Source organism: Alicyclobacillus sp. ALC3, assembly GCF_028751195.1.
GTDB lineage: Bacteria > Bacillota > Bacilli > Alicyclobacillales > Alicyclobacillaceae > Alicyclobacillus_L.
This window is the reverse complement of sequence record NZ_CP066784.1, coordinates 1,716,186-1,740,926: the sequence shown is the minus strand read 5'-3', so window position 1 is coordinate 1,740,926 and position 24,741 is coordinate 1,716,186. Positions and strand designations below refer to the sequence as shown.

16 protein-coding genes are annotated in these 24,741 nt (G+C 61.0%); 14 read left to right on the top strand and 2 right to left on the bottom strand.

Annotation, left to right across the window (positions count from 1 at the left end):
* Nucleotides 1-451 precede the first annotated feature (451 nt).
* From JC200_RS08185 to JC200_RS08145, 9 genes are all read left to right on the top strand, one after another.
* Nucleotides 452-2,020, top strand: coding sequence for a TIGR02677 family protein (locus JC200_RS08185; RefSeq protein ID WP_274435777.1), 1,569 nt, complete (start codon nucleotides 452-454; stop codon nucleotides 2,018-2,020).
* Nucleotides 2,017-3,267 carry a TIGR02678 family protein gene (locus tag JC200_RS08180; RefSeq protein WP_274435776.1) on the top strand — a complete coding sequence of 417 codons (1,251 nt, stop codon included), beginning with the start codon at nucleotides 2,017-2,019 and terminating at the stop codon, nucleotides 3,265-3,267. Before JC200_RS08185 ends, JC200_RS08180 begins: the two co-directional genes overlap by 4 nt.
* Nucleotides 3,264-7,736 (top strand): SbcC/MukB-like Walker B domain-containing protein, encoded by a 4,473-nt coding sequence (locus tag JC200_RS08175; protein ID WP_274435775.1) that lies wholly within the window; start codon nucleotides 3,264-3,266, stop codon nucleotides 7,734-7,736. Before JC200_RS08180 ends, JC200_RS08175 begins: the two co-directional genes overlap by 4 nt.
* 99 nt (nucleotides 7,737-7,835) lie before the next feature.
* A complete protein-coding gene (locus JC200_RS08170; RefSeq protein ID WP_274435774.1) occupies nucleotides 7,836-9,479 on the top strand; it encodes a TIGR02679 domain-containing protein in 1,644 nt (547 codons plus the stop codon).
* Nucleotides 9,480-10,714: 1,235 nt separating this feature from the next.
* On the top strand, nucleotides 10,715-11,080 hold the full coding sequence (locus tag JC200_RS08165; RefSeq protein ID WP_274435773.1) for a Na-translocating system protein MpsC family protein: 366 nt from the start codon (nucleotides 10,715-10,717) through the stop codon (nucleotides 11,078-11,080).
* A gap of 174 nt (nucleotides 11,081-11,254) precedes the next feature.
* The gene (locus JC200_RS08160; RefSeq protein ID WP_274435772.1) at nucleotides 11,255-11,845 is read left to right on the top strand and encodes a carbonic anhydrase; all 591 of its coding nucleotides are present in this window, start codon (nucleotides 11,255-11,257) and stop codon (nucleotides 11,843-11,845) included.
* 51 nt (nucleotides 11,846-11,896) lie between these two features.
* The gene (locus tag JC200_RS08155; RefSeq protein ID WP_274435771.1) at nucleotides 11,897-13,495 is read left to right on the top strand and encodes an NADH dehydrogenase subunit 5; all 1,599 of its coding nucleotides are present in this window, start codon (nucleotides 11,897-11,899) and stop codon (nucleotides 13,493-13,495) included.
* Complete coding sequence (locus JC200_RS08150; RefSeq protein WP_274435770.1) at nucleotides 13,482-16,217, top strand: DUF2309 domain-containing protein; 2,736 nt, start codon at nucleotides 13,482-13,484, stop codon at nucleotides 16,215-16,217. Before JC200_RS08155 ends, JC200_RS08150 begins: the two co-directional genes overlap by 14 nt.
* Before the next feature lie 82 nt (nucleotides 16,218-16,299).
* Nucleotides 16,300-16,506 carry a hypothetical protein gene (locus JC200_RS08145; RefSeq protein ID WP_274435769.1) on the top strand — a complete coding sequence of 69 codons (207 nt, stop codon included), beginning with the start codon at nucleotides 16,300-16,302 and terminating at the stop codon, nucleotides 16,504-16,506.
* A 93-nt stretch (nucleotides 16,507-16,599) separates the two neighbouring features.
* On the opposite strand, the gene JC200_RS08140 is transcribed toward JC200_RS08145, so the two are convergent.
* Nucleotides 16,600-17,364 carry an SDR family oxidoreductase gene (locus JC200_RS08140; RefSeq protein WP_274435768.1) on the bottom strand — a complete coding sequence of 255 codons (765 nt, stop codon included), beginning with the start codon at nucleotides 17,362-17,364 and terminating at the stop codon, nucleotides 16,600-16,602.
* A gap of 196 nt (nucleotides 17,365-17,560) precedes the next feature.
* Nucleotides 17,561-18,430 (bottom strand): AraC family transcriptional regulator, encoded by an 870-nt coding sequence (locus JC200_RS08135; protein WP_274435767.1) that lies wholly within the window; start codon nucleotides 18,428-18,430, stop codon nucleotides 17,561-17,563.
* Nucleotides 18,431-18,675: 245 nt separating this feature from the next.
* On the opposite strand from JC200_RS08135, the gene JC200_RS08130 reads away from it, so the two are divergent.
* The 5 genes from JC200_RS08130 to JC200_RS08110 all read left to right on the top strand — a co-directional run bounded on the left by JC200_RS08130 (nucleotide 18,676) and on the right by JC200_RS08110 (nucleotide 24,721).
* A complete protein-coding gene (locus JC200_RS08130; protein WP_274435766.1) occupies nucleotides 18,676-19,563 on the top strand; it encodes a DUF1648 domain-containing protein in 888 nt (295 codons plus the stop codon).
* 26 nt (nucleotides 19,564-19,589) lie between these two features.
* Nucleotides 19,590-20,156 carry a DUF1697 domain-containing protein gene (locus JC200_RS08125; protein ID WP_274435765.1) on the top strand — a complete coding sequence of 189 codons (567 nt, stop codon included), beginning with the start codon at nucleotides 19,590-19,592 and terminating at the stop codon, nucleotides 20,154-20,156.
* Between the two features lie 66 nt (nucleotides 20,157-20,222).
* Entirely contained in the window at nucleotides 20,223-21,083 is an 861-nt protein-coding gene (locus tag JC200_RS08120) for an RluA family pseudouridine synthase (protein WP_274435764.1), read from the top strand.
* A gap of 1,147 nt (nucleotides 21,084-22,230) precedes the next feature.
* Nucleotides 22,231-22,854, top strand: a complete 624-nt coding sequence (locus tag JC200_RS08115; RefSeq protein ID WP_274435763.1) for an RNA polymerase sigma factor — start codon at nucleotides 22,231-22,233, stop codon at nucleotides 22,852-22,854.
* A complete protein-coding gene (locus tag JC200_RS08110; RefSeq protein ID WP_274435762.1) occupies nucleotides 22,844-24,721 on the top strand; it encodes a hypothetical protein in 1,878 nt (625 codons plus the stop codon). The genes JC200_RS08115 and JC200_RS08110 overlap by 11 nt, the downstream gene beginning before the upstream one ends.
* Nucleotides 24,722-24,741 lie beyond the last annotated feature (20 nt).

Sequence of the window (24,741 nt, the reverse complement as noted above, 5' to 3'; positions counted from 1 at the left end):
TGGCGCAATGCGTGGGTGATCCGGTGTCGGATAGCGCCAATATGGCGCAATAGCAACGGATAGCGCCATATTGGCGCAATGCGTGGGTGATCCGGTGTCGGATAGCGCCAAAATGGCGCAATGGCAACGGATAGCGCCAAAATGGCGCAATGCGAGGGTGTTCCGGTGTCCGATAGCGCCAAAATGGCGCAATGCGTGGGTGTTCGGGTGTCGGATAGCGCCAAAATGGCGCAATGCGTGGGTGTTCCGCAGGCAGGTAGCGCCAAAATGGCGCAAAGTCGCCAGGCCAGGCCACGCCCGGTGTCGGGTAGCGCCAAAGTGGCGCTTCTTATAAGTCTCGCCGATTCAGCCAATATTGATAGGAGGCAGTGGTGTCAGCTCGGCATCGACTTTGACGCCCCTATCATTTTGTAAAACTTGGTGTCTACTAATCGAAGGACGAGGGCTGACCGTGGCGAAGTCTGTCGATTATACTTGGGACAACATTGTTTTGCAGAGGATGAGCGCGTTGAATCGAAACGAGTCGAAGGCGCTGTGGGTCAAGCCCGTTCCCGAGCTGAAGTACGTCAACGCGGAAAACGTGGCGCGCTATCGCCTCATCATGCGGACTTTCTACGAGAATCACCAGCGTCTTAAGTACTGGCTGCGGCCGCAGGACGTCTACGAGCAGGTCATGGCGATGGGGCTGCTTGGTGATTACACCGAAGAGCAGTGTCAGAGTGACTTGGAGCAATTGCGGGAGTGGAAGAATCTCACCGCCGCGCACGATGGCGGGCGGGCGATGTCGATTGAGGAGTACCTGAAACGCCGCTTCCGCTATCAGATGACACCGTATGCGGTCGAGATTGAGCGGATGCTTCAGAGCCTCGAGAACATCACCGGTTACGGCGGGTCGCTGGAACCGCGACAGATGGAGAAACTGGCAGCTTTCGTGCTTCGGGCGCGGGACGCCGCAGGTCAGTTTGCGCCGGACGAAGCGCTCAACCTCTGGCATGACATCCAAGATGCGTTCCGCCAACTACACGAGAGTTCTTCCGATTACCTGGCGAGTCTAAGCGCCGCGCAGGCGGAAGAGTTGATGTTGACCGAGAAGTTTCTCGAATTCAAAGACCTCTTGTCGGACCGTTTGCGCAACTTTGTGCTCGGGCTGCAGCGGTACGGGAGTCAGCTCGAAGGGCTGTTTCGCGACACGGCAAACGAGACTTGGTCCGCGTTTCTGGATGCCGTGGTGAATGATGAGGCGAGGCTGCCCGTGCTCGATAGTCCAGTCCCGGTCGAGGAGCGTCGGGCCCGCCACGAAACCGAGTGGGCGGTCATCGGCCAGTGGTTCGTTGGAACCGATCGCGACATCAGTGACGTCCAGCAACTCGAGCGCGCAACGAAGGACGCAATCTCGCGCATCGTCCGCTATGCGCTCGCGATCCAAGAGAAGTTCCGCGTCGGTGTCAGCCGCAAGCGGGAACTCGATGTGCTCGGTCAGTGGTTCTTCCGTTTGCACGACGAGGGTGACGCCGACCAGGCGCACGAACTCGGCGCCCTGACCTTTGGCTTGTATGGTACCAAGCATTTGCAGGGCGATGGAGAGGCATCGTCAGACTCAGCGGACCTCAGCCTGTGGGACGAAGAGCCCATCTATCGAACTTTGCGATCCCGTTCGCGCGCCCGCACTCGCCGTTCGGAGACGCAGTCTGTCAAGAGTACGAAGGCGCAGCAGGAGGCGGCTGCAGCGGTGATTCTCGCCGAAAAGGCACGCGAGGCACAGCTGATTGAAGATTGGCTCGCGCTCGGGTCGTTTGCCATGAGCGAACTTCCTGTGCTGCCTGCCGAGCAGCGACCGCTGCTGCTCTCGTGGCTCAGCCGCTGCCTGTCGACCCAATCGCGCAAGTCGCGCACGCCGGATGGCCTGGAAGTTGAGCTGAAGCCGCCGGCGACAGACGCCCGCGCCACGCTGCACTTCTCGGACGGCGACCTCGAATTGCCAGACTTCCGGATGCAGGTGAAGGCGGTGAGGTCGTCGTGACGAAACAGGCCAGAGTGATGCGCGCCATGCGCCCGCGCAAACCCGAACAGACGTGGCAGGAAGACCGTGTCGAAGTCGTGCAGGCGCTGCTCAACCAACCGTTCATCAGCTATAGCCGCCAACCCGGGCTGTACAGCAAGGCAAGGGATCACTACCGTGATCTGCGTGATTGGTTCCACGAGCAGACAGGCTGGTCGCTGATTCTGACCCGCAAGTTTGTGAAACTCGAGAAGACGCCAGTCGTGTGGCAGCCGTGGATGCGCGTCGATGGTCTGCGCGACGGCCGTGACTATGCGCTTTTCACCTATGGACTGTGGTACCTTGAAGGACTCGGTGACGGCGAGCAGTTCTTGCTGACGGAGATGGTCGAGGCCATTCGCGACCACCTGCTCGCTGTTGCTGTCGAGATTGACTGGACGGTGTACGACCACCGTCTCGCGATGTCGCGGGCGCTCAAGAAGCTACGTGACCTCGAGGTGATTGCAGCGGTCGAGGGTGACGAGTCGGACTGGGCTCGGAGCGCAGAGGGACACGACGTGCTCTACGAAGCGTCGCCGCTGGCCCGCTACGTGTTGCGCCGGTTCCCGAAAGACCTCACAAGTTATGAGCGGATGGAGGAGTTGTACGGGCTGGAGACGACGCTTCGTGAAGAGACGCGCGAAGGGGTTGATGCTGTCGCATCAGACACTGCCGCACTTCGATCCCGACGCCACCGCGTCCTACGCCGGCTCCTCCAGGAAGCAGTGGTGTACGACTGGCAGTGGGACGAGGCGTCGCGCCGCTATGTTCAGACGCAGCGCGCATCCCTCATTGACAGACTCGAGCAGTGGACTGGCCTCGTCGGTCACCGCTACCGCGAAGGGTTGGTGTTCACGTGGCCGGAATTGACGGGTCCGATGGACTTGTTCCCGAGCCAGGCTGCGATGTCAGACCTCATGATGCTGCTTGGCGCCGAGTTACGGGGCGTTGTCGGCGAGGCGCCAGACAAGTTCGAGCGCGACGAGAACGGCTGTGTCGTGCTGACGCAAAGCGAGTTCGAAGGGCTGCTTGTGACACTTCGCGCTCGGTCAGGTGATCTGTGGACCAAGGAGTTCCGCGAGCTGACCAGTGCGGAACTGGCATTCCAGGTGGCTGAGCAGCTCGAAACGTGGAATATGGGTGTCCGAAGCGAGTCCGGTGTCATCCTCTACCCCGGGATCGTCCGGTGGCACGGGTACTACGATGTGGAAGCGAGGGACGTGGAGTGAACACGCAGCGGTGGCGGATGAATCGTGCAGGCATTTTCAACTTCTGGTACTACGAGGACGTCGAGTTCGAGCTCTCTGACGGCCGACTCATTTTCCGCGGTCCGAACGGGTCGGGCAAGTCGGTGTCGATGCAGAGTTTCCTGCCGCTCGTGCTCGACGGAGACAAGCGGCCTAGCCGCCTCGACCCGTTTGGCTCGCGCGACCGGAAGGTCGAGTACTACCTGCTCGGCGATTCCGGTGAAGACTACCACGACCGCATTGGCTATTTGTACCTCGAGTTTGTGCAGCCGCAGACGGCCAAGCGCTTGACGGTCGGCATTGGTCTGCATGCGGTCCGCGGCCGCTCAACCGTTGGATTCTGGGGCTTTGCGGTGACGGATGGACGGCAGGTCGGCAAGGACCTGTTGCTCTACGACGAGCGAGAGTTTGTGGCGAGCGGGCAGAAAGTTCCGCTCGACCGCCCTGCACTCGAAGCCGTCATCGCTGACGGCGGCAAAGTCGTGCGCGAGCAAGGCGAGTACAGCCGTCTTGTGAACCAGCAACTGTTTGGTTTTGACGATGCGGAAGCCTATCGCGAACTGCTCAATCTCCTCTTGCAACTTCGCTCACCGAAATTGTCGAAGGACCTCAAACCGTCAAAGATTTACGAGACGCTGACCGCTGCCCTGCCGCCGCTCGGTGAGGATGAGCTGCGGCCGCTGTCCGATGTGCTCGGGGACCTCGACGAGATTTCGAGTCGCCTCGAAGAACTACGCGTTCACCGAGCGGAGGCGGAAAGTCTGGCGGGAAGGTACGCGGACTACAACCAGCACCGACTGTATCGGCTGGCAGCGGACGCGGTCGGCTCCGAAGAAAAACGGGCCGCAGCGCAGAGCGAGGCTGACGAATCAGCGCGCCGCCACACTGCGGCAGTCGATCGACTCACGGCCCTGCAAGCGGACCTGGCACAAGCGACAGAGCAGGAGCAGCTCGCTACGGCCGAGATCGCGGCGCTCGAGCAGTCGGAAGGCATGGAAAAGCAGAAGCAGTTGGAGGACGCGGTAGAACTCCTGCACGCGTACGAACAGCGCGCGGCCGAAGCCGAGCGCCACGCTCGTTTGGCTGAGGCGGAAGCGGTGAATAAGCGAGATCGGCAGGACAAGCTCAAGGCGGAGTTGACCGGCCTCGGTCTGCGCGCCGAGCACCAGCGCGAAGAGCTGACAGCCTTCGCGACGGAGATGGAGTTTTCTGATCACGCTGTGTACGAGTCGGCCTGGACAGCGGCTGCGGGTGCGCCCGAAGGCAAAAACCTGGGCGGGTGGAATGACGAGAACTGGGCCGCGCTCGAACGGGACGCTGAGTCCTATCGGGGGCGATTGCGCGAAGCGGAGCGTCAGGCTGCGCAAGTGCGCGTGCTCGCTGAGCGCAAGGCGAGTGCGGAGGCGCAAATGAGCAGCGCGCGCGCCTACCGGGACAGTCGTGAACAGGCCTTGCAGCAAGCGGAGCAGAACTTTGACGCCGTGTTGACCGCGCAGGAGGACGACTTGCTGCGCTGGCGGCAAAACCTTCGTGTGACCCAAGTGGCGGACGAGACCTGGTACGACGTGATGCGCCGCCTGCGCCGTTACCCGGAAACGGCATACAGCGACGTGCTTGAGCCGATTGTCCGCACCATTGACACAGCGCGCGTGCAACTGCAGCGCGAAGAGGCTCGACTTGGGCAGGAGCGACAGGTGCTGACCGTCGAGATTGAGCAGAAGGAAAAAGAGTTGTGGGATTGGAAGAGCAAACGCGAGCCGGAACCCCCGCGCAGTGAAGCAGCGGAGCGGGCCAGACAGCGGCGTAAAGCGAACATCGCGTCGCAGGCGTCAGGCGAGGCTGGCGATGTTGGCTTTGGCGACCTGCTTGCGCGGGTCGATGCAGCGGAACACGCTGCCAAGGTTGGTGCGCCGTTGTACGCGGTGTGTGAGTTTCGGGACACGGTAGACGACGCCACGCGAGGTGCGATTGAGACAGCACTGTGGCGGGCCGGACTAGTCGATGCGTGGATCGCGGCGGACGGCTGGCAGCTCCCTGGCGACGACGAAGACACCGTGATGGTCCCGAGCCGCGAGTTCGCAGCTGGCCCGTCACTGGCAGACTACCTCGCACCAATGCCACCAGCGGACTGTGGGCTGACGGCTGCGCAGGTGGAAGACGTGCTGCGCACGATTCGCATGGAGGCTGATGACGACGCGGCAGGCACAGGCAGCGTCGCAGACTCGGGTAGCGCCACCGGCACAGGCAGCGTCGCAGGCATAGGCATCGCGGCAGACTCGGGTAGCGTCTCGCCTGCGGCAGGTGACTCTCGAGCCTCGGGCGGGGTAGGAGATGTGCTGCCGGGGGGTGCCGTAGTGTCCCCGCGTGGGCGCTACCGAATCGGTCCATTGTCCGGCCAAGTCGAAGCCAAGCCGCGAGCGGAGTGGATTGGCGCCGAGGCACGCCGACAGACGCGGCTGGCGACAATCGCGCAGCTGCAGGCGGAGTTGGCGGCGTTGCGGGATCGGCTGCAAACACTCGACGAAGCCATTGCCGAGGTGCAGGAACACCTCGACGTGCTCGCGGACGAGCGCGACAGCGTGCCGAGGGAGACACCTCTGCAGGTCGCGGCGGATGCGCTGCGCGGGGCACAGGTAGACCTGAGTCGCGCCATCGCACAGGAGCTGGCCACCAGCGACCACTTCAAAGAGGCGCAACGACTCTGGCGTGAGGCGCAGCAGGTGTTCCACGAGCTTGCGTCCATGTGGCAACGGTTGCGGACAGAGGAAGACTTCTCAGAAGCCGGACGGACAATGGAAAGGTACCTGCGACGCGTCACGGAATTGCGATCGACGTGGACTGTCGCGACGGCGAAGGCTGGGGAATTTAGCCGGCTAGCAGCTGACGCAGCGGCGGCTGACACGCGTGCTGGCGAGGAACGTCGGGCACTTCGCGAGATTGGCGCGAAGGTGGAGGAAGTGCGCATCGAGGTCGAAGCGCTCCGGAAGGTGCTGGAGGACCTCGGGATGTACGACATCTACGAGCGGATTGAGCAACTGCGGCAAGCGCGCAACCACGCGAAGGAAGAAGCTGGCAGGCTGCGCGAGGCAGAGAGCGTAGCGCATCGCGATGTGGGTGGTGCCGAGGAGAAGGCTAAGCGTGCAGCGGAAGCGGTCGAAGCGGCGGCACATGGGCTCACTCTGTCCCTGCGGCGTCTGCAGAGCGACTGGGCGCTTGACTTGGTCGACGTTGGCGAGGACAGCGAGGTCACGGAGGCAGCCGCCCGCCTTGAGGCGAGGGCACGGCAGAGCGGGACGCAACTCCAGGTTGGGGGAGACGAGCGGGATGGATTGGATGCTCATTCGCTGGCCCGCAGCGACTGGTCTGTCGCAGGTGCTGAGGCCTGGCTACGGTTTGCGCGCGTCGTGATGCGCAAGTTCCGCGCTCGCTTTGAGCAACGGCGCGAAGAGCAAGTGCGGGATGCCTTGACCGAGACGTTCACAAAAGTGAGCACTGTGCTGGTGGAATACGGGCTCGAACGCTTCGAGGAGGCGGTGACAGGCCGGATGATGGTGGAGTCGCGACGCGGTGGTCGTGCCATCACGCCGGCTGTGTTGGCGGCGGAGTTGCGGCAGATGGAAGAGCAGCAGAGTGCGCTCATCGACGAGAAAGACCGTGAGCTGTATGAGCAGATTTTGTTGCATAGTGTCGGAAGAGCGATTCGTGATCGGATCAATCGGGCTGAACAGTGGGTCGATCAGATGAACCGGTTCATGGCGGCCCGCCGAACGTCAAGTGGGCTCATCCTCTCACTTGCGTGGTCGCCGCGCCCGGCGCAAAACGAGCGCGAGCTCGACACGGACAAGCTGCTGGCGCTCCTGCGCAAGTCGACCGATGCGCTGCGCCAGGACGAAGTCGAAGAGATGATGGCGCACTTCAAATCGCGCATCGACTGGGCGAAGCAGGCGGCGGAGGACGGGACCAGCTTGCGCCAAGCGATCGGTGAGTTGCTCGACTACCGCCAGTGGTTCACGTTTACGCTGTTCCACAAAAAGGGCGATTCGCCCCGGCGCGAGCTCACAGATGCGCGCTTCAACGTGATGAGCGGCGGCGAGAAGGCGATGGCGATGTACATTCCCTTGTTCGCGGCGGCCGACTCGCGCTACAAGGACTCACACCTGACAGCGCCGCGCATCATCGCGCTCGACGAGGCGTTCGCGGGCGTCGATGAAGACAACTTGAAGGACATGTTCGAGCTCATCACGGACATGGACTTCGACTACATGATGACAAGTCAGGTCCTGTGGGGCTGCTACGAGACGGTGCCGGCGCTGTCGATCTACGAGATCCATCGGCCGAACGACGCGCACTTTGTCACGCTCTTCCCGTACTACTGGAACGGTACTCGCAGGAGCCTGGTCACAGACGGTGATTGGGACAGCGCGCGGGAAGCTGCTGTTTCGGTAGACTAGGCTGGGCTGGGCTGGGCTGGGCTGGGCTGGGCTGGGCTGGGCGCTCTCGGGCGTTGGCGTTGTGCTGTCGCCTGATCGCGGTGCTGCGGAGGGGATAACATGAGCGATCTCGATGCTTTTCTCCACAAACCTGGGTTTGCACGGTTGTGGCCGCTGGTTCTGCAGAAGTATGTTTCGCTTGGACGGGTTGCAGGACGCGTGTCGCTCTCGGACGTCACCGCGGAAGAGCGGGAGGCCCTCGCCGGACTATTGGCGTTGAACCTGCACGGTCAAACTCGCGTGACGATTTCTCTGCCCGAGGTAGACCGGGCCCTGCAGGACTCCCGTTTCGCGGTGTCCTTGGAAGAATGCCTGACGCAACTGTATCCGGACGACCTCACACCAGCTCGCGCAGTAAAGGCCGCAGAAGCTGAACGTTACCACAGGTTTGTCGAGTGGGCGCAGTCGTTGGCGGACGACACACGACTCGAGGAGTGGATGAGGGCGATGGGGAACCCTTTGCGCCGTCCACTTGGCTATCGTACTTTTCTCCGCTGTTTCCAGGAGGATTATGATCCGGCCACTGGAACAAGCCAATCTGTCGCTCACGCACTCGCGGCGCTTGAACGCCAAATGCGGCAATCCGGAGTCGGCACTGCAGAGCATGAGGGGGAAGGCCAACTCGGCGTAGGCCAGCTCGGCGCAAATCAGGGCCAGTCGAGCGAAAGCCACACGGATGCAAGCTACGCGAGCGCAAGCCAGGCGAGCGAAAGCAGGGCGAGCGAAAGCAGCGAAAGCCGGCCTGGCATCCGCCTGCCCATCCTCGCTGCTGAAGTGATGGGGGACCCGCATGGGCTCGACACAAATGCGTTGGCAGGTCGGCTATTCCTGTGGGGCATGTTGCACGCTCAACAAGCGGATGGAGGGACTATGCAGCAGAGCGAGCTCGAGGTGGGTGTGGCGGCTCGTCTCCAACGTGATCGCGACGATACATCGACTGGCGAACAAGATTCGGAGTCCGGTATCGACCTGTCAAGTGAATCCATCCGTAGTGTGTATGAGCGGTTTGGCGTCACCCTTGACGACATCAGTTCCACAGTCTATGTCGCCGGCTGGCCGGGTCTCTCGATCACGCCGATTGCCCTCACGCTCTTTACGGTCTCTTCACTTGACCTCGGCATCCTTCCTGCCAGCGGCGGCGAGCACTCCGTTGGGATTCCTCGTGTCGTATTCGCTGTCGAGAACCCCTCCATCTTCGGCGCTATTATTGACAGCGCGCGTGCGACACAGCGGCCGTTGCCACACCCAATCATGTGCCCAAGTGGTCAACCGTCGATCGCAGCCTTGCGCCTATGTGATGCCGTCTGTGAAGCGGGCGGGATCATCTACTACAGTGGTGACATGGATGTCAAAGGTCTGCAGATCGCGGAGAACTTAGCCTTGCGGTGCCATGGGCAACTCCGGCCGTGGCGGATGTCCGCGCCGGACTACTTGGAGGGGCTGCGCGACGATAGCCCCTGCCTATCGGAGACCGAATTGCGGCAATTGACGAGTCGTCTACTGCCATGGGAGATCGCGGATGAGCCGTCCCGCGACCTCGGCGAAACGACAGCGAACGGGAGCTTGTACGCCGCTCATTCGGCGCTCTCAACGGAAGAGGAACCCCTTTGTTTGCGCGCGGAGATGCTGCGCTGTGGCCGCAAGGTGTTTCAGGAGAACCTAGCCGCCAAGTTGATCGCGGACTACTGGAACTTCAGCGGGTGATGTCGCGGTGATGCGACGGGCCTAGGCGAGGGGCCCAGGCGATGGGACCCAGGCGATGGGACCCAGGCGATGGGACCCAGGCGATGGGACCCAGGCGATGGGACCCAGGCGATGGGACCCAGGCGACGGCGCTCCTCCTCGCAGCGCTATGCGATTCTGATCCCGGAAGGGAGAGATTGCAATGAGGGCTCGAGTCGGCGTCCGGCATCCGGCGTCCGGCGTCCGGCATCCAAGGATACGCAAGTTGACCGCAAGTCGATCGATACTCGAACCTGTATCCGGTGCCGGGTGGTACCCAACGACCGGTTACGTCAATCGGGGTAATGCGTGGGTGTTCCGATGTCGGATAGCGCCAAAATGGCGCAATGGCAACGGATAGCGCCAAAATGGCGCAAAGCGTGGGTGTTCCGATGTCGGATAGCGCCAAATTGGCGCAATGGCAACGGATAGCGCCAAAATGGCGCAATGCGTGGGTGTTCCGATGTCGGATAGCGCCAAAATGGCGCAATGGCAACGGATAGCGCCAAAATGGCGCAAAGCGTGGGTGTTCCGGTGTCCGATAGCGCCAAAATGGCGCAATGGCAACGGATAGCGCCAAAATGGCGCAAAGCGTGGGTGTTCCGGTGTCCGATAGCGCCAAAATGGCGCAATGGCAACGGATAGCGCCAAAATGGCGCAAAGCGTGGGTGATCCGGTGTCGGATAGCGCCAAAATGGCGCAGTGCGGGCGTGGTTCACTGTCGGATAGCGCCAAAATCCCTCATGCTCCTGCGGAGCACAAATTATGATGAAAATAGCCGCAGACGGCTATTTTCCCATCAATGGCGCTACGCGGCGGCGGGCCTTACCCGCCCCGCCCCTCACCCGGCCGCCCATACTCGGGGAGTCCTAGCATGCAGGGTGACCGCGGTTTATCGGTCTGCGCCCCCGAGCGCCTCACCCAAGCGCCTCACCCACCCACCCGCCTCCCGCCGCCCCCGTCCGCCCGACACCCTCACCCGCTCGATGCACAAAGCGTGTCCCCTCACATCTCTTGACACTACGCCGTTTCGTTAGGTAGTCTTATACATAACGATATACCGAAGGATCTGGGGAATCGCGATTTGTCCTATCTAGGCTGTCTGGCATTACAGATTTGAAGTCTGTGTGAGAGGCGCTGAACTTGACAATTCGCGAGGCTGACGCAGATACATCGGTGTCCTCGCCACGACGTGGCGGAGGTATACCGATTTTTTTATGTCTGGAGGTGGACCTGTGCCAAAGGGAGCAATCGAAGACCGCATCAGCAAATCGCTCACCCAGTGGGAGAAGGAATTCCTCGGGCGCGGGTCTGTTCTGGTAAAAACCGACTTGTTGCGCAACATGGTGATCGTCAGTCTGCAAGGGGTTCTCACGCCCGCGGAGCAGGAACTGGCGAAAACGAGGGAAGGACTTCTGTCCGTAAAGCGATTGAGGCAAGACCTGGTGGAGTCCGGGATCACGCAGTTGAACGCCTTGATGGGCGAAATCACGGGCGCCACCGTCCAGAGTTTTTTCACCGACGTCAGCACCCGCACGGGGGAGCGCGTGATGGTGTTTATGCTCGATCGCGAAGTCGCCTAGTCCTGATAGTTTTGCACCGATTGTGGATCGTTCTGAGGTAGGTGAGCGGGAACCCCCTAGTGAGGGGAGCCCGACACAAACCGGAGGCAAGTGCCAGCCTGGCACACTGCTCTCCGGTTTTTTTGTACCCCCGGCCGTTTGACGGCTATCCATGTGGGAAGGGAGACGGTTGACTTGACGACTCAAATTTTACGAACCGACGCTAAGGACGACACTGGCACAGTGATTCTGATCCAAGATATTGCGGACGATCAACGGTTTGAGACCGCTGTCCAAGAGCTCGTTTCCTCGGGCGCTCCCAGCGGCCGCGTCCGAGTGGAGTCCGGCCCCCGCGAGCTGAAGCCCGGCGCTGTGGAGTCCGGCCCCCTTGAAGGGAAGTCTGGCTACGTGCGCCTTGAGGTGTTGCGCTGCGCAGACGCTTGGATCTGGGACGCCTACGGCTCCTTGATGAGAAGCATCGTCGCAAGTGTCGCCTGCACTTCGGGCGCTGTGGAGGTAGTAGTTGTGGGCTACGACAGGAGTACTGTCTCGTCACAGCCTGTGTTCAGAGGTCAGCTCAGCGAATCGCCCGCTGCAGAGGCCGCTCAGTACCTGATGCAACACGTCCTGAATGTTCATCCCGATGAGTGGTTTGGCACTGGTGACATCCGCCAGCGAGTCAAGCAAACGGTTCAGGTGGGTTCAGACCACCCGCTGCTGCCCGACTCGGTACAGGTCTCCGGATTTGTGTACCGTCCGGCCGAGGGTGTCTGCGAACAGATTTAGTTGTCGGACCGCTCCGGACCAGCTTGGGAGTAGAGAGGAGAGTCGACCGCAGTGAGCGCATCAGTCTTCCTTGTCGCATACTTGGCTTCGCTTGGCCTCACGGCCGTGAGCGGACTGCTGTTCCTGGCACATCGCGTACCGCTGCGGTACATCCGGGTGCATGCGAACCTCTTTGCGATCCCGTTTGTCATCGCCGTTGCTAGCCTCAGCATGGCTGCGGGACACGCGCACATGGGGCCTTGGGCCACAACCCGACTCGGTTGGGTGTTCGCCGTGTATGTGACACTGCTCGCATTGGTGGTGGAGAAGTTTTCGGTCCGATACTTGCTTGGAAGTGCCGCGTACCGCAAATACTTCTTGGTTTTGACCATCGTCCTCGACGTGCTCGCCGAGCTTTGGTTGGTGAATGACCTGCGCTGGCTGGTTGTCGGGTGGACCGCGGCGGTGGTTGGACTGTCCCTGTTGCAGCGGCTGACTACCCGCGGCCGGGATGCGGTGGTTGCCAGCCGGGAGACGCTCGTCATGCTCGGGGTTGGGATTGCGGCGCTGATCGCAGTCGCACTCTGGCTGCACGCGGCGACGCACACGTGGTCGCTGACCGCAGCGTTCTGGTTGCTCACGCACGCGCACCTGCCGCTCGGTTCTTCGTTCGTGTTCGACGGTTTGCTTGTGGCGGCGGCTATTGCTCCCGCTGCTCAGTGGCCGTTTGCGCGCTGGCTGCTGGACAGCGTTGCCGCGCCGACGCCGGTCTCGGCTGTGATGCACGCCGGTTTTGTGAACATGGGCGGCATCTTGCTGGCACGGTTCTCGCCAGCCTTTCACAACGGCTGGGCAGTCTGGCTCCTGTTCGCGGTAGCCGTGCTTTCCATCTTGCGTGGTGCCGGTGTGGCGCTGGTGCACGCGGATTACAAGCGCCAGCTCATCGGTTCGACCATGGCCCAGATGGGATTCATGTTGCTGCAGTGCGCAATTGGAGCGTATACAGCTGCTATCATTCACCTCATTTTGCACGGGTTCTTCAAGTCTACTTTGTTCTTGCAATCCGGCTCAGCAGTGACGAAACCTCTGGCGAAATCCGGTTCGAAGGCGATGGCCGTGGACTCCGACAAGCCCGAGTCGTCGCACCTGCTGGCGTTTACTTTCGCTGCCCTCGGTGGAGCGGCATTTGGTGTCATCTACGTAGCACTGACGGGGCTGCACAGTGACCGCATCCTCAGTGCAGCGCTACTTGCCTGGAGTGTCACCCTGGCCCTGCGGCAGATTGTGACTGCCGCAGGGCAAACGAGCATGCGCGTGATTGCGCTTGGCCTCACGGCTGCGGTGTTGGCAGTGTTCATGCTCGTACAGGTGGGCATCACGGACCTGTTGCATGGCGGGGTGTCAAGCGCCGGCCTTCACCCAGGCGCACAGGTCATGACGGCGGTGTTTCTTGGCGTAGCCGTCGCATCCACTTTTGCTCTCGCGCTAGTGCGGCGGTTCGCACCGGCAGTCGCAGCGCGGTTGTATCTGTGGCTGGTGTGGCTCGGAGAACCCAGTCGTGCTGTCTTCGTAGCCGTGCGTGCGCCTGCCGCTGAGCTGGCGCCGCAATCGTCGTACAGGCCGTCGCAGCAGGTGCGGGAACGGAGAGTGAACGTACATGACGTCGTCTAACACGCAAATTCGACACAGCCAGCCCGAGCCAAAACACCTGCCGAGATGGGACCTCGAGCAGGCGCTTCGAGAAGCGGAGCGGGCGGTCGCGCCACTTTGGCCGATCACGGCGTTTGCCGCCAGGTCGCCATGGTATGGGCTGGAGAACCAGACATTCGAGGCGGTCGCGGGGGAATTGCGGCGCGATCACGGGATTGACCTGTATCCGAGTGCGGAAGTCCTGCAAAGAGCGTTCATGGCCGGTGAGATTGATCCCGCTTTGCTCGAACGCCGCTTGGCTGGCTGGCTGGATCACGTCGAAACGAGCTTGCCACGCGCTGTGACCGAGGTGTACTGCACCGGTGCGCTCAAACTCTCGCCGTTGCCTGTGACAAGGCTTAGCCATCCCGAAGTGGAGCGAACGGCGCGTGGCCTCCGTCGTCTCGCGCTCGACGACCATACGCAGACCGTGGCGCGCAGCACTCATTTAGAGCAACTCGGTCGGGGTTCGTACGGGCGCGATCTCAATTACCATGTGACCAAGTGGTGCAAACTCTATCTCGACGAAGGGCAGTCCGGATGGTCAATGCCACACCGGGAGCGAGGCTTTTATCGGGCATGGAGGCAGTTGGTCACAGTCGATCCCGCCCTTCCGCGCAGCGTTCGCCGCCTACTCCAAGACTGGCCGGAGGATGCGGAGCGTGCGCTGTCCCAGGCATTGCACCTGCTCGACGTCGCACCAACTGACACTGTGACGTACCTGCGCGACAGTCTGCTGCGGCTGCCAGGGTGGGCCGGGATGATGCGCTGGCGGGCGGAGAACGATTCGAGCGACACGAACCTGCTGTTCGATTACATGGCAGTCCGCCTTTCCTTGGAGTGGGCACTCGTCGCACCGCAGTTGCCGCTGCCGAGGGGCAAAACGTCGGGCCCGGACTTGCTAGGCTCAATGGACTTGGTGGATTGCCTGGTGGCATGGGAGGTTTGGGGAGGTACGCCAATCGAGGCGTGGGATGGCATGCCGCGACGTGAACAAGTAGCGAGGCTTCAGTTTGCGCGGAGGTTTGACGACTTCACGGCGCGTCGTTTGTGCCTGAATGCGTGGGAAGACACCTATAGCGCTCGACTACACGACACGCTCTGCAATTCGGAGCGTCCCGCGCTCGATGTAAGCGGCGAGCGCGGGCCTGTGTCCGCTGCCTCGGTGTCCGCTGCCTCGGTGTCCGCTGCCTCGGTGTCCACTGCTTCCGAGGCGCAGTTTCTGTTCTGCATCGATGTGCGGTCAGAACCGGTCCGTCGCCGTCTGGAGCAGAGTGGACCGTTTGAAACGTTCGGCGTGGCGGGTTTCTTTGGCTTGCCAATCGCGTTGCAGGACGCGGCGGGAGGGCACATGCATCCTGCTCTACCGGCTATCGCCAAACCTCGGCATATCGTTCGGCGGTCTGTTGACCTGCGTGATGTACCGAATCGCGTGGGTCCGCTTGCCGCTCTGGAGCCACTTCGCCAGGCGTTCAAGCGCGTGAAGGGCGATTCGTTTGCCAGTTTGGCGCTGCCCGAAGTCAGCGGAGTTTGGCTTGGCTTGTCGGCCCTCGCCCGCAGCGTTCTGCCTAGTAGCACAGGTTCGCTCATGAACCAGGTGCGCAACCTCATGGCTGGTGGCGCACCCAAGGGCTGGGAGGTGAAACCCCAGTCTGGCGCACAGGCGCAGACGACTGACAAGCCAGGGACCGGACTCACGGTCGGCATCGCGCTGGCAGAACAAGTCGAGTACGTGCACGCGACTCTGCGCTCGATCGGTCTGACCGACCACTTTGCACCGCTTGTTGTCATCTGCGGACACGGCAGCCAGAGCGCGAACAATCCGTACGCGTCGGCGCTCGACTGCGGCGCCTGTGGCGGTGCCTCTGGCGCCGCTAACGCCAAGGTCTTCAGCGCAATTTGTAACGACCCGGATGTGAGGGCAGGACTGGCTAAGCGTGGAGTGAGCATCCCGGAGACGACCGTGTTCGCCGCGATGGAACACATTACGACGACTGACGAACTCCGCTTTCTCGACGACAAGCCGAGTCTCAGTCCAGTGGCCCGAGCAGCTTTTGACACTGTGCAACGTGCTGTGCCGGCAGTGTCTGAGGACGTCACGGCTGAACGTCTAGAGTACCTGCCTAGTGCGGACCTCGGCAGACACGGGCAGGACCAGCGGACGGCTCGGCACGCCTATGACTGGAGCGAAACGCGTCCGGAGTGGGGGCTGGCCCGGAACGCAGCTTTCGTGATTGGGCGGCGGGACTTGACGAAGGGATTGGACCTGCAGGGGCGGGTGTTTTTGCACAGCTACGATTGGCAGCAGGACGAAGACGGGCAGATTCTCGCGGGTATTCTCGCCGGACCGGGCGTTGTCGCGCAGTGGATCAACCTGCAGTACTACGCGTCGACCGTCGCAGCGAGTGCTTACGGGAGCGGGGACAAGACGACGCAGACGGTGACGTCTGGGATTGGTGTGATGCAGGGCAATGGCAGTGACCTGTTGACGGGGTTGCCAGTACAGAGTGTCATGTCCACAGACGGAGTTGTGTATCACGCGCCGTTGCGTCTGCTGATTGTAGCGCAAGCGCCAATCGATCACATGCGCCAAGTGCTAGACAATCTGCCAGACTTCCGCCAGAAGATTTCTTTCGGTTGGCTTCGGTTCGCAGTGCTCGACCCAGAGACGGGCTGGCACACGCTCGGCGCAGAGAATGTATGACTTCGCAACCGTGACCATTGAGGGTAAAACGCCCGTCGTTACCAACTTCACCATCTGGTTGCTGCGGAGGCGAATGGTTAAGGTGCCAGCATCCATCGCCTTTATCCCGTTTGTGGCCACGTTGATGAGCACTTACTTGAGTTGGGTTTCGTCGCAGTCGAGCGGCGGTATGTCCCAGTACTCTGTTTGTATCTCGATGCCGCGCATCGTCACCAAAGTCGTCACTAGCGTTCCGACATCCCGCACGATGGTGCGCAGGTCGACTGCACAAACCCTTTCAGCGACGTGAGTGGATTGCGGATTTCGTGCGCTACGCCCACGGCACGGTCGGGCGTCGTGGCCCAACCGCGCCCCTACAATTGTGTGTCGCTGCGTCGCGCTCTCAGTACGCTGTCCAGCCCGCATCTGCTGTGATGACTGTACCGTTTACAAACCCTGCGTCGTCCGAGGCGAGGAATAGGGCAACGGACGCGATCTCGTCCGGCTGGCCTGAGCGCGGGTTCGTGGCCATACCGGCCATCGCGCGCTGGACACCGAGCGCAGTCATATCGAGATTGGGCGAGTCAGCCATAATGTTGGTCTCGACACCGCCAGGGGCAATAGCGTTGCAACGAATGCCGAGGTTGGCGTACTGAAAGCCCACGTTCTTCGTCAAACCCACGAGTGCGTGTTTAGACGCCGTGTACGCAGCCCCGGCGCGAGAGCCATAAAGTCCACCGATCGAAGCAGTGTTGACAATCACGCCGCGTCCCTGTTCAACCATGACCGGCAACGCTCTACGGATGGCGCGCATGGGACCCGTGACGTTGACAGCGAACACGCGCTCCCACAGTTCGTCTGTCAGCTCTCCCACTGGCGTCATTTTGTCCATAATCCCAGCGTTATTGACTAGGACGTCTAGCGTCCCGTAGGTATCGACAGCCGTGTCAATCATGTTTTGCACATCTGCTTCGACCGCCACGTTGACGACCACGCTAGTTGCTTCACCACCGTCGGCTCGAATCTCGGCCACGACTTCCTCGAGCGCGGCCTTCGAGATGTCTGCCGCGACTACTTTCGCGCCTTCGCGTGCAAACAATTTGACAATCTCTTTGCCCATTCCGCTTGCGGCTCCCGTGACGACTGCGACTTTGTTCTCCAACTTCACCTTCATCGTCTCCTCACCGTGTTTTCGCGGCAAAACGTCCTCTGACGCATCAACCGCATCGGACGCACTCAGTGTAGTCCTCCTTCTAGGCGCGTACAATGAGCCAAATCACATGGACACGAGGGGGAGTTAGACGATCCGAAAGCACGGGGCCGCATGGTCAAATTGAGTACTTCCAGATGGTATAAACAACGTTTTAGCGTTTGACAATCGGGATCCACACTTCACAGGAATAGTCATCGGCGGTATCGTCGCCAGGTGGCAGCACTTCCAACTCTGGGCCGCCAGAGTGTTCGTAGCCGGTGCCAGGGAACCACTCGGAAAAGATGCGATCCCAGACACTCTGAATCGCGTTTGGCAGGGCGCCACTCGACGGGAAGACTGCCCAAGTAGCTGCTGGAATCGTTCGCACGGTGACGTCGTCTAGTTGTGACAAGCCTGTAGAAGCTGTGTTCTCGGCCACTATCGCGTAGGTGAATTGCTCTGCAGCATGGTCAGTATCGGCGCAAATTCCGATGAGCACCCCGTCCTGCCTGGATGCTCGCAACGCGGCTACAGTCCCGTTCGCGTAACACGCCTGCCAAAACTTCGGGATGGCGCGGAAGTTCTCGCCATCTTTGTACGAAACTCGAATCTCTTTCCCTAACACTTGAAAACTCTCACGTTCCACAATGCGGTAGTCCATGTCCTGGTCCCCTTTTATTGACAAGTGGAAGGAGAGACGCGGGAATGCTTTCAGGTGCGCCCCTGGACGTCGAGCGTCAGACGGAGACATCCCGTGCAGTTTGCGAAACGCCTTGGCAAACGACTCTGGGGACTCATAACCGTACTTTTGCGCCACATCTATCACCTTGACAGAGCTTGTTGCAAGTTCCTGAGCCGCAAGCGTCAAGCGCCGATTGCGCACGTACTCGGCTACGGTGACGCCGGTCAGCATGTGGAACATGCGCTGGAAGTGAAAAGGCGATGAATAGGCGTGGGTAGCGACTTGGTCAATGTCGACTGGTCCCGGCAGTTGTTCCTCCATCCAGTCGATTGCGTCGCGCATTCGCATGACCCATTCCATTGTTTGTTCTCTCCTTCACAGCGATCTTATCTTCGATCGCACAGCCGTGTCCTGTCCGGATGTGCTTTCATCTGACCAGTACACTATAGGGAACTTCCTATGCTAGGATTCTAACAGGGAAGAGAGCGGGTGAGTTTCAGTCAACACAGCGTCCGGAGCTGCTGGGAGCGCGTTGAAGCGGCGAGCAAAAGCAAAGAAGGTGTTGCTCTGTGTCATTTCACCTGACATTTGCGCAGGTTTTGAGCATGAATTTTGGGATTTGGATCACGGCCGGACTCGGTCTTGTGACCCTGCTCGTCGCCGCGACGTGGTGGCTTACATCACGCTCCCGGGTCGCGCTGCCCGAGTCCTCACAGCAGGCACATTCAGTGCGTGGTCGCCGTCCCAATGTGGCCCCGATGATTGCCGGTATCGGCGTGCTGTTAATCGCGCTTGGAGCTTGGTTCGCCTACTCCGGAGCTGGGACCGGGTGGTCCCTCGCAGGGGGTACTCTGTCGGTGAAGACGGGGTTTGGCAACGCTGCCATCCCGGTCAGTCAAGCTCGGGCAGAGTGGGTTTCGCCGACCGGACCGTACGGCCTTGCCCTGCGGACCAACGGCGTCAGCGCGGGGGCACTGCAAGCTGGGAAGTTCCGGACGAACAACGGCCAGTCCGTGCTTGCGTTTCACTACGGCGGCGGGCATCGGTGGCTACTGGTTCGGGACAGCCAGACACAGGTACTCATCTCCACACCGCACGTGGAGTCGCTCGCCAAGTACATATCGCTACGTGGCACCGCGAACATCCTCCCAGTGCAGCATCGACAATCGCCGACATTGGCGCTGCTTGTTCATCTCGCCATGGGCACTGCTGTTGGCCTGGTGTTCGTTTTAGCCCAACTCGCGATGGCAAAGCGCGTGGCGCCAGGGCTGCCAGAGAAAATGATCACGCACTGGGGCGTCGACGGGAAGCCAGACGGGTGGATGAAAAAACAGACGGCGCTTCGTGTGATGCCGAGCATCGCAATCGTCATGGCCCTGATTGGAGTGGCGGCATCACTGGCGACCTATACAGCGCTCGTCATCTTCGGATTCGTCCAATTGGTTATTCTCGGCGTAGCCCGGTTGATGTACCGAGCGAATAGTAAAGGCTAGCGAGTGTACAAAGAGAGGGTGAGCAAATGGGCGACACGGGCGCCGCGACAAGGACCGTATATCTTGCGCTCTTGCGCGGCATCAACGTGGGCGGCCACGGGAAGATCCGCATGGCGGACCTTCGGGACGTGCTGGCGGCACAGGGACTGGATGCTGTACAGACGTACATTCAAAGTGGTAACGTGCTGTTTCAGTCCGCAGGGCGTCCGAACCTACTGGAAGCCCAGATGGAAGAGTGGCTGGCGGCTGCATTTGGCGTGCGCACGGCAGCGCTGATCCGCTCTCGTGAAGACTGGGCGACAATTCTCGCAAGCTGTCCCTACGATGCAGACGCCGTGCGCGATGGCGAAAGTCTGCAGGTGGCGCTTCTGCGTCAGGTGCCGTCAGCCGAAGCCATCGGCACGTGGAGTCAAATCGATTCGGCCGGGGACGAGTTTGCCATCATCGGCCGCACTGTCTATATGCACCTGCGGCAAAGCATCGTCGACTCGAAGCGAGCGCAAGGTCTCAACAAACTTGGGACTGTCGCCACTACGCGCAACTGGAACACGATGAAGAAGCTCGCGGAGTTAGCAACCGCATACGGCGGGTAAAATAGGAATAGACGACATTCGTCTCTAAAGGTGGAATGAACGCTGGACAAGCAGAACCTGTTCACAGTGGAAGAAAACACACAGCTGTTGCCGTACTTGTTTGCAAAGTTTCCGAGCCGCGGCCGCAACAAGGTGAAAGCCCTGCTGACGCGTGGGCAGATAGTCGTCGGTGGCAAGGTTGTCACGCGGCACGACCACCCGCTGAAACCGGGCGATGAGGTACAAATTTTGAGTACGGGTGCCATCGAACACCGGCAGATCACGGCTGGGATGAAGATTGTCTACGAGGACGACGCTATCATCGTGATCGACAAGCCGCCTGGATTACTCTCCATCGCTACCGACGACGAGAAAGAGCGGACAGCCTACCACTTGTTGACCGACCACGTGAAGCAGCGTAACCATCGTGATCGCGTGTTCATTGTTCACCGCCTCGATCGCGATACCTCCGGCCTGATGCTGTTCGCCAAGTCGCCTGAGGTGAAGAACCAGATGCAGGAGCGTTGGGAAGAGGCAGTGGTTGAACGCGAGTATGTGGCTCTGGTCCAAGGCAGCGTCAAAGCCGACGCAGGCACGATTGACACCTGGTTAAAGGAAAGCAAGACGATGACGATGTACGTCTGCCGGGCAGGCGATGGGGTGCACGCTGTGACGCACTACCGCGTACTTGAGCGCGGGGCGGGGCTGTCGCTGCTCGAAGTACGACTGGAGACGGGCAGAAAGAACCAGATTCGAGTGCATATGCAGAGCATCGGCCACAGCGTGGTCGGCGATAAGCGCTACGGCGCGAGGGCGAACCCACTCGGCCGGCTCGGCCTGCACGCCCGCCTCTTGTCGTTTGAGCACCCCGTGTCGGGGAAGACGCTTCGCTTTGAAACAGCCATTCCGCGATCATTCCGGGCGGCCCTGAAGCCTGCAGACGAATAAACATACCGTTGGCGGATAAATGTGCGGCGACAACTGCCCCTGGGCCTAGCCTGTCTAATCCCCGCCCGCGCTGCTGCCGCTGCCGCCCTGCCGCTGCCCAATCCCCGCCTAATCCACACCCGCCCTGCCGCTGCCGCTTGGGCAGCAGCCAGCGGAGGCCAGCGGAGGCCAGCGGAGGCCAGCGGAGGCCAGCGGAGGCCAGCGGAGGCCAGCGGAGGCCAGCGGAGGCCAGCGGAGGCCAGCGGCGTGCGCCGACAGCCGCCGGAATGCGTGATCGAGCTTGCGGTCGTGCGTGTTCGTGCGCTGATAGCGGCAGAGAACCGCCTATTCGCCTATTTTGCCTCGCGAGGGCGGTCAATAAGCTGTCCGGGGCGGCGTATGGACCCGTTGAGGCCCATCTAGGGGGTCGTCTGGCACTGATTGGCGGTTTTCGGCTGCTTAATCCGGCGTCACACCCCACAATTTCGCGCGATAAGCTGTCTGGTGCCGTTATGAATTTCGGGATCTCGAGGTGCTAACGAAAGGCCGCACAGATCCGAAGGCCACTCGACCGGTTTGTGCTGCGATACCCGCTTTGTCCCTTGGGCATCCAGATGTCGTCGCCGACAGCCGCCGGCATGCGCGTTCGGTCGTGCGGTCGTGCGTGTTCGTGCGCTGATAGCGGCAGAGAACCGCCTATTCGCCTATTTTGCCTCGCGAGACCGGTCAATAAGCCGTCCGGGGCGGCGTATGGACCCGTTGAGGCCCATCTAGGGGGTCGTCTGGCACTGATTGGCGGTTTTCGGCTGCTTAATCCGGCGTCACACCCCACAAATTCGCGCGATAAGCTGTCTGGTGCCGTTATTCCCACACCGGGTGAGCGGTTTCGCCCGCCGAGGCGTGCGCGCTTATTCACGCCACGCCACGCCACGCCACGCCACGCCACGCCACGCCACGCCACGCCACGCCACGCCACGCCACGCCACGCCCGCCGAGGGCGCGCGCGGTTATTCCCACGCCGCGTGAGCCGTTATGCCCGCCCCGCCGCCACACACTTTGTGCAGCAATCACTCCTCGCCCGTGGTTCAATAGATCCCGAACCCTGTAACACCTATTCATCCTATCTCGTCAAAGTGGCAGCATACGGCTCGAGACTGGAGTGACGATTGTGACCAACGGGCCCGTAACTTTTCCCGATGCGATGCGCCAATACTGGCAGAGCGTGTGGAGTTTCGCCTATTCCATCGTCCGCCGGATTGATGTCGCAGACGACCTGGCGCAGGAGACATTCATTCGCGCCTACGAACACTGGGCCGACTACCGCGGCGAGTCATCGCTGAAAACGTGGTTGTTCACAATCGCGCGAAATGCAGCGACAGATTACCTGCGTTCCGCGGGATTTCGCCGGCTGATCCCGTTCGCCAACCCATCCGGTAGCCCAGATGTGCCGCTTGCCCGCAATCGGCGAGGTGACGGGCACACGGCGGCGGCACCGACAGGTGCCAACTTTTCGAATACGGCAGGCGCGCGCGATTGGGCCGATTCGGCCAGTCCATCCGCTGAGGTAGTCTTTCTCGACGGGGAGTCGGTCAACGACATCTGGCGCGCGGTGCTTGAACTAGGCCGCAACGAGCGAGAAGTCATTCTGTTGCGGGTGCGGGAACAACTGTCGTTCCGAGAAGTTGCTGATGTAGTCGGCACATCGGAAGGTAACGCGCGCGTGCTCTATTTCCGGGCCATCCGAAAGTTGAAGACCAAATTGCAGGCGGAGGTGCTTGCGGATGAACTTTGACGAGTGGCTGAAGCAGGGACTTGACGATACGCCTGGTGGCGAGTGGGACGAAGCGAACGTCGATGAGGTCGTATCGGCCGCGCGCAGGCGCCGAACAGAAGTGGCTCGGGCAGGTGCAGGTGCAGGTGCAGGTGCAGGTGCAGGTGCAGGTGCAGGTGCAGGTGCAGGTGCAGGTGCAGGTGCAGGTGCAGGTGCAGCAGCCAGTGGAGGCTCTCGGGGCCGTCATGGACGACATAGTCGCCGCGGCAGCGCCGTTTTTCGTTCAGCCGCGGTCGCCGCGGCCGCATTGGTGGTAGCTACAGGGGTGATTGGCGGGATCGTCTGGAAAGGTCAACACACCTCGGCCAACAAGGGACACAATCTGCCAAGAGTGACCAACAGCACGGTCAACCGTGTTTCAAACTCTACTTCGCAACGTACCACGACGACGAAAGGCCAGACAACCGCGCCAAGCACCAACGCGGTCGTGCCATCGACGCCGCCGCCGGGGAGCAATACGACAACCAGTTTACAGATGTACGGCGCAGGCACGCTGACCCCGGTACAGGCGATTGCGTGGCCGGGCCTGCAGAATAACCCGGTGTCGACATCTCAATTGCCGGTCGTACAGGTGCCGTTCACGTCTGCCGTCCGGATTTCCGTCATGCAGGCACCGCAGAGTATTTCATCCTGGGTGCCGCCGCAGTTAAAGGGCAAGCTGGTCGCGTACTTTGTGCAAATGGACCAAGGGATGGCTTTCTATCTGATCGCGCCGCCAGGTCTGAAAGGGACAGCAACGCTTGCGGGGGACAGCTCGTATGCGGTGTACCTGCACAGCGCCGATGCGTCGATTGAAGTTGACACGTCCGGGGCTTCACCGTTCGCGACTGATGGCATGGCCGCCCCCTTCTTCAAGGCGGCGGCGCAGGCTTCGGCGAAGAACTGGGGGACTTCTTCAGTACAGGGCCCGCTTGCGCCGGCAGTGATTTCGCACCCAAATCCGCAGACAGCATACTTCTCGTTCCGGGCAAAGAATGGGCAGGATGTGGCAGGGATTAACGACTACGTTCCGTTCAACTCCTTGCCTTCAGTCACCATCGTGTACACGGCGGACGCAAAGGACTGGTCGTACGCGCCGTATGTGCTCGAGTCGGCAAACAACCTGCTCAATAACGTGCTGGCGCCGCAAATTGGCGGCACGGTCATTCAATCACCTGTAAAGAACGTTTCGGTCGGCGGGAAGACGTATTCTCTGCAAGGTATCGAAGGAAAGGCTGTTCAGACGCCGGCGGGGATTGCCTATATCATGGAGCCCCAGGTGTCCCGCAAGGGCAACCCAAAGTATCAGGCGTGGGCGAATGTCCCCACGGAACCGTATTCCATCGCCATCCAGGGGCCGACGCAAACATCGGGGGGTTCAACGACCACGCCGCCATCCATGCCGGACACCATTCCGTGGTTGCGCGTGTTAGACGCCGAAAATGAGGTGTACTACGCGTATCCCGGGGGCCTGACACTGATCAACAATCAGTGGCTCATGTACTCAGTCGCGTGGGCTGCGCCCGGCCTGAATCAGCCAGGTAGCAATGACCTGCACATCTTCAACCTACAGACGAACCAGGACACAACTGTGACGTCTTACCTGGCGGGCGGCGGCAACTTTTTCGACGTTGGTACTTCTGGAGATTTTCTCGCTTATGACAAGTCCTATTACACGAATAACGCGACGGGTGGAACGCTCGTGCAGAGAGTCACGCTCGTGAACTTGTCGACCGGTACGAAGACAAAGCTGCCAAGCAGTGACGTCGTCCCCGACAAGTCCGCATTAGCCGGTTCCGCGGTAAAGGTAGCGGGGCAAGGCATCACCATCCCATTGCAAGGATGGTAGACGGAGCCATTCCAGCGCCA